The sequence below is a fragment of the Nostoc sp. CHAB 5715 genome, from assembly GCF_020829685.1.
In the GTDB taxonomy this organism is placed as follows: domain Bacteria; phylum Cyanobacteriota; class Cyanobacteriia; order Cyanobacteriales; family Nostocaceae; genus Nostoc.
Map to the genome: position 1 here is coordinate 1 of NZ_JAIVFR010000606.1, position 4,738 is coordinate 4,738.

At 35.8% G+C, this 4,738-nt stretch carries 4 protein-coding genes and 1 pseudogene; all 5 read right to left on the reverse strand.

The window, feature by feature from the left end; genetic code table 11:
• Positions 1-575 (reverse strand): WecB/TagA/CpsF family glycosyltransferase (locus LC574_RS27155; RefSeq protein WP_229456772.1); only part of this gene is annotated, 575 nt, incomplete at its 3' end.
• Between the two features lie 132 nt (positions 576-707).
• Positions 708-1,859 (reverse strand): glycosyltransferase, encoded by a 1,152-nt coding sequence (locus tag LC574_RS27160; RefSeq protein WP_229456773.1) that lies wholly within the window; start codon positions 1,857-1,859, stop codon positions 708-710.
• Positions 1,860-2,181: 322 nt separating this feature from the next.
• Positions 2,182-3,069, reverse strand: coding sequence for a glycosyltransferase family 2 protein (locus tag LC574_RS27165; RefSeq protein WP_229456774.1), 888 nt, complete (start codon positions 3,067-3,069; stop codon positions 2,182-2,184).
• A 124-nt stretch (positions 3,070-3,193) separates the two neighbouring features.
• Positions 3,194-4,210, reverse strand: coding sequence for a hypothetical protein (locus tag LC574_RS27170; protein ID WP_229456775.1), 1,017 nt, complete (start codon positions 4,208-4,210; stop codon positions 3,194-3,196).
• A gap of 24 nt (positions 4,211-4,234) precedes the next feature.
• Positions 4,235-4,624, reverse strand: a pseudogene (locus LC574_RS27175) (glycosyltransferase); the annotation flags it as partial.
• Positions 4,625-4,738: the final 114 nt, after the last annotated feature.

A 4,738-nucleotide genomic window follows, 5' to 3' on the forward strand; every position in this document is an offset into this window, starting at 1 on the left:
TATGCTGACTGGGTATGAATACGTTCAAGATTTTCGTAAATCCAACGTTCTTGGCGTGGCATACCCATCCCCACCATCAATACATGAGGTTTGTAAGCATTAATTGCAGCCAGAGTAGCAAGATTTTCTTGACTGTCTTTATCCATGTCAATATAGCCATGAGCACAAGCAATCTGTAACCCAGGAAATCTGTGGCACAAAATACTTACTCCTTTTTCAGCGACTCCTGGCTTTGAACCTAAATAAAATACACGCCAGCCTTTATCAGCTGCTTCCGCCATCAAAGGCCATACCCAGTCAGCATAGGTTACTCTTTGTTCTCGTTTCATAGGAAAACCCAATAACTTTCCAATAAACAATAGAGGCATACCATCAATATGGATATATTTTGCCTTGGCATAAAAAGCTTGCATCCTTGGATCATTATGGAAGAGATAAAGACTATGCATGTTGTGATTAGCAATAATCCATTTTTTATTCTTCTCAATAGATTCTTCAATCAACAAATTTAACTCTGGGATAGAGAGTGCATCAACTTTAACACCAAGAAGGTTATAAGAAAATCGATTTTTCATGACTTAATTTTTATTTGGGAAGTACGAAAGGTTAGCTCACAGCCAAGGTGAGTATTGAAAAGCTTGTTTTTAGTATATATAAAGATATAAATATACTAATTATTCTTAGTTAAATATGTTTGGTAAATAGAGCTAAGAATGACTGAATTTAAGGAGAATTTGCGCGATATTCTGCGCTCTTGCGTTCCAGGAATATTTTTCTGTAATTAAGGTATATGCACTATCTACAAGTGATTGATATTTGTCAAGATTTGAAGCTGCATCCAGTACTGTGGTAGCAACTTCTTCAGTAGAGTATCCTGTTACTAAAAGATGTTCTAAATGGCGAAATTCTTCTAAACCTCGCAAGCCTTCTGGTGTTGATACAACTAACTTTCTACTTGCGAAATAATCTAATGCTTTATTGCGAGCGCCACCTGCTACTGCTTGTTTTGAGAATGGCAGTAAAGCAATATCTGCATATTGAACATGATTAATAAAAGCCTCCCTTTTAGGTAAAAAACCTAAAAAAGAAATGTTAGAAGGTATTGGTGCTAAAATATCATTGCTACCTCTACCAATAACAAAAAAATGTACTTTTTCCTGATAACTTTCAAGATATTTAGCAACCTCAATAGTCATTAAAACAGACATATCATTACTTGGAAATTGAAATGTATTAGGAGCAATAAGAACCACTATTTTTGCTGGTCTGAATGCTTGATAGGGGTCTTTATCCAGAAAAAATTCAGTATTTAGTAAGTCTTCAGTTACACCATTCCCAATACTATAAATCTGCTGTGGAGTTTTACCATACCACTGGGAAATTAATTTAGGGATTGCATCACCTGCAGCAATAACTGGAACACCAGAGAATATCAAAATTCCCTGAGCAATGTATGTCTTTATACATTGTACAAACTCTTTGAAAGGATTGGCAACTGAAAACAAACGCATCCAGTATTCGTATGCCGAAAATGTATGAAAATCTAATACAAGATAGGGCTTGTTGCGTTTTATAAGCTTCAGTGAAATTAAAGCAGCTAATCCAGGTAATGTTTCTTGAGCATAAATGATATCTGGACAAAACTCATCAATGCACTTTTCTATAGCTTGAATATATGACTTCAGGTTTCTTGACCCAATTGAAATAAAAGGTGCATATTTAACAGATGAACAGTCTAATCCTATTTGAAAAACATCAAAATATTTCGTCAGATATTGTCCTAGATAAAAAGGTCTAGTAAAAGCACCAAATGGTTGACTGGAATCGAGTGTTGAGACAATTAGTAAGCGTTTACCCATAATGAAGATTGCTGATTATTCTAATACTTAACAAATGGTGGGGGTTTAAGTCCCGAGCAAGACAAGCAGCAGGTTTTGTGTCCTTTCCTACGGGACGCTACGCGTAGCTTGCTTCCACGAAGTGGTACGACAGGCTCAGGAACCATCGGGGTTAAATCCCCGTTAAAAAAGGTAATTGCGAACTTGTACTGAGCGTAGCCGAAGTATTGCGAATTGGTTTAACAACTTTATCTTTGAGGGGAAATTCGTCAATTCATTTAGTTGAGATGGTAATGAATTATGCAAATATTCTTGGAGAAGAACTTGAGTGCAAGTATGAAGCTTATGAGTTAGTTTGGTTAATATCCTCAGAAAATGTGGGAGAAATTGCCAAACTCTTGTAACCAATAATTGCTCTGATATAGGGTAAAAACCAGTAAAATATCCAGAATGACCCAGAGTGTCTGCTACAAAATATAGTCCAAGATTTGAATGGAAATGCTTTAATTTGTAACACCTTTTTCAAGCGTTCTAGTATAGTTAAGTTGGTATCTACCCAACTATTTCGGATAGAATTTTTAGTACAAGTACCAACATATCCAGGAGCTACCCATATTTGACAACCCAATTTACGCGCTCTGAGTGCATAATCTAAATCTCCTAAAGTGTGAACAAAAGCTGTATCAACATTGCCAACTTTTGCAACAACAGTTTTAGGGATTAACACACAGTTACCATACATAGCATCGCATTTTTGGATAACCGAACTTGGTTTCAAAAATTCAAACTTATTAGAATACCACTTTTTAGATTTTACTGCTCCTCCATAGGTTGCTCTTCCTGTTATTGGGTCTTTAGTTGAACCAACTACAATTGAGTCTGAATAACCTTGTTTAGTCAAATTTTGATGAACCTGTAATAATTTATTAACAGCATTGGCTTCCAGAAATGTGTCATCATTCAACCACAGATAATAATCATATTGATTTCTTATCGCCTCACCAAAGGCGAGATGCATTCCTCCTACCCAGAATAAATTGCCATTACCCTGAAGAATGTGTACCTCTGGATATTCTGCTTTGATAGCTTGTGCAGTGCCATCAGAGCTACCATCATCGGTTAAATAAACATCACAATGATTTGTTTGCTCATATAAAGCATGTAGACAGGCAAGAGTTGTATTACGCCTGTTGTAACAGGTCATAACTACAGCTAAATTTGTTTGTTTCATCTCATTTTCCTCATCTAATTCTATGAAAATGGTCAAGGCAAATAATAAATTTATGCGGAAATTTCAGATAATTGTCTTTATCTTCCAAGCAAAAAAAACTTGTTTTCCGTTTTTTCGATTAGGTTTAAAGTTTGGCCATTTTTTCTATCCAGCCACTCAGGTTAATCTCTAAATTAAAGTTTTGTAATTTTTGTTCCATTCTTCTGACTACCAACATATATCGATGCAAAACTGATACACGAGGCATATTAAGTCTGACAACCTCTTGACACAACCATCGGTATTTATCTGAATTGTTATTAAGTTTTTTCAATTTTTTGATTTGTGCATTCCAATCGTTGTAGAAGAATAAGTTGAAATAATGGATGGATGTAATATCATCCCAATCTTTAATTTGTAGTTCTTTTGACAAACGGTTATGTAAAGGTAATGGATAACTATAATTAGGAGGAAGATGTTCGACTGTTTCTTCTAAGGCACATAAAGTTACAGACAAAACAGACTGCTCAACAAAATAAATACCCTGAGGAGGAGTAATATCCAGCCGCATTACTTTTTCAAAATTCTCTTTCCAAGCTGTAAATATACCTGCACTCTTTCTCACAACAACCAAACCAGAATTCCAATAGGCTCTGATTCTTTTATTACCAATTGGTGTCTCAACAAATACCTCACGCTTTACCCCCAGCACTTCATATAGTTTTTGCCAGTACCATTCTTGAGGGTCTTGTAGTCCTGTAGAACCGATTCCTTGACCATACTCAGGACGCATTCTTACGTTACAATTTACTGGCAATAAAAATTCTTTTGGTTCCAAAAACAAGCATTTGTCACTGTCCAAAAAAACTAAGGTTTCAGCATCGATATTTTGTTCTGCATAGGCACATACTAGAGGTTTATTAGCTAAATAATATTCATGAAATTCTCGATTTATAGGAAGCTGTTGATGAATCACCTGCAATGCTTCAAAGGCTTGTTGGGTTTGCTTTGATATCGGTTCACCTACTCTAGGATGAAAACTATATATAGGTGTATTTTTCAATTCGCCGCAGAACTTACGAATACTTTCTGCAAGCATCAAAGATTGACCTTCTAAACGCCCTGGTTCTGTACAAATTATAAAAGCTATAGGTATTGACATACTATGAAGTATTTATTTACTAAGTTAATTACTGAATGAAGATTTGTTTACGATCATCAATATTTCCTGAAACAAAGCTGAATAACGACGTGCTTGGAGTTCCAGAGTGAATTCTTGTTGTGCTTTCTCACGAGCATAAAATGACAGCTTTTGTAGCCTCTGTTCATTTTCAAGTACCCAGGTAATTCCTTTGGCAAAATCTTCAACTTCATAAGGTTTAGCCAAATAGCCATTTTGCTGATGATCAACAATATCTTTTAAGCCAGTAGAATTAAATGCCACAACTGGAGTGCCACAACTGAATGATTCAGAAGCTGCCTGCCCAAAAGATTCTTGAAGAGACGGTACAAGCATCACATCAGCTGCTGAGTAAACAGTTGCTAAAGATATATCATCATGTAAGTGTCCTAAATAGCGTGTAATTTATAGTACCAATAAGCTTGTTTTTTTCCGCGTGCTTGGTAACGTAAAACACAACAACCAGGTGGCGCTACTTCCCCTGAAGCCTGAATTTGTTGAATAGAGAGT

Coding starts and splice junctions, on each gene's coding strand:
- LC574_RS27160 (WP_229456773.1), bottom strand. CDS start 1,859: ATGGGTAAACGCTTACTAATTGTCTCAACACTCGATTCCAGTCAACCA.
- LC574_RS27165 (WP_229456774.1), bottom strand. CDS start 3,069: ATGAAACAAACAAATTTAGCTGTAGTTATGACCTGTTACAACAGGCGT.
- LC574_RS27170 (WP_229456775.1), bottom strand. CDS start 4,210: ATGTCAATACCTATAGCTTTTATAATTTGTACAGAACCAGGGCGTTTA.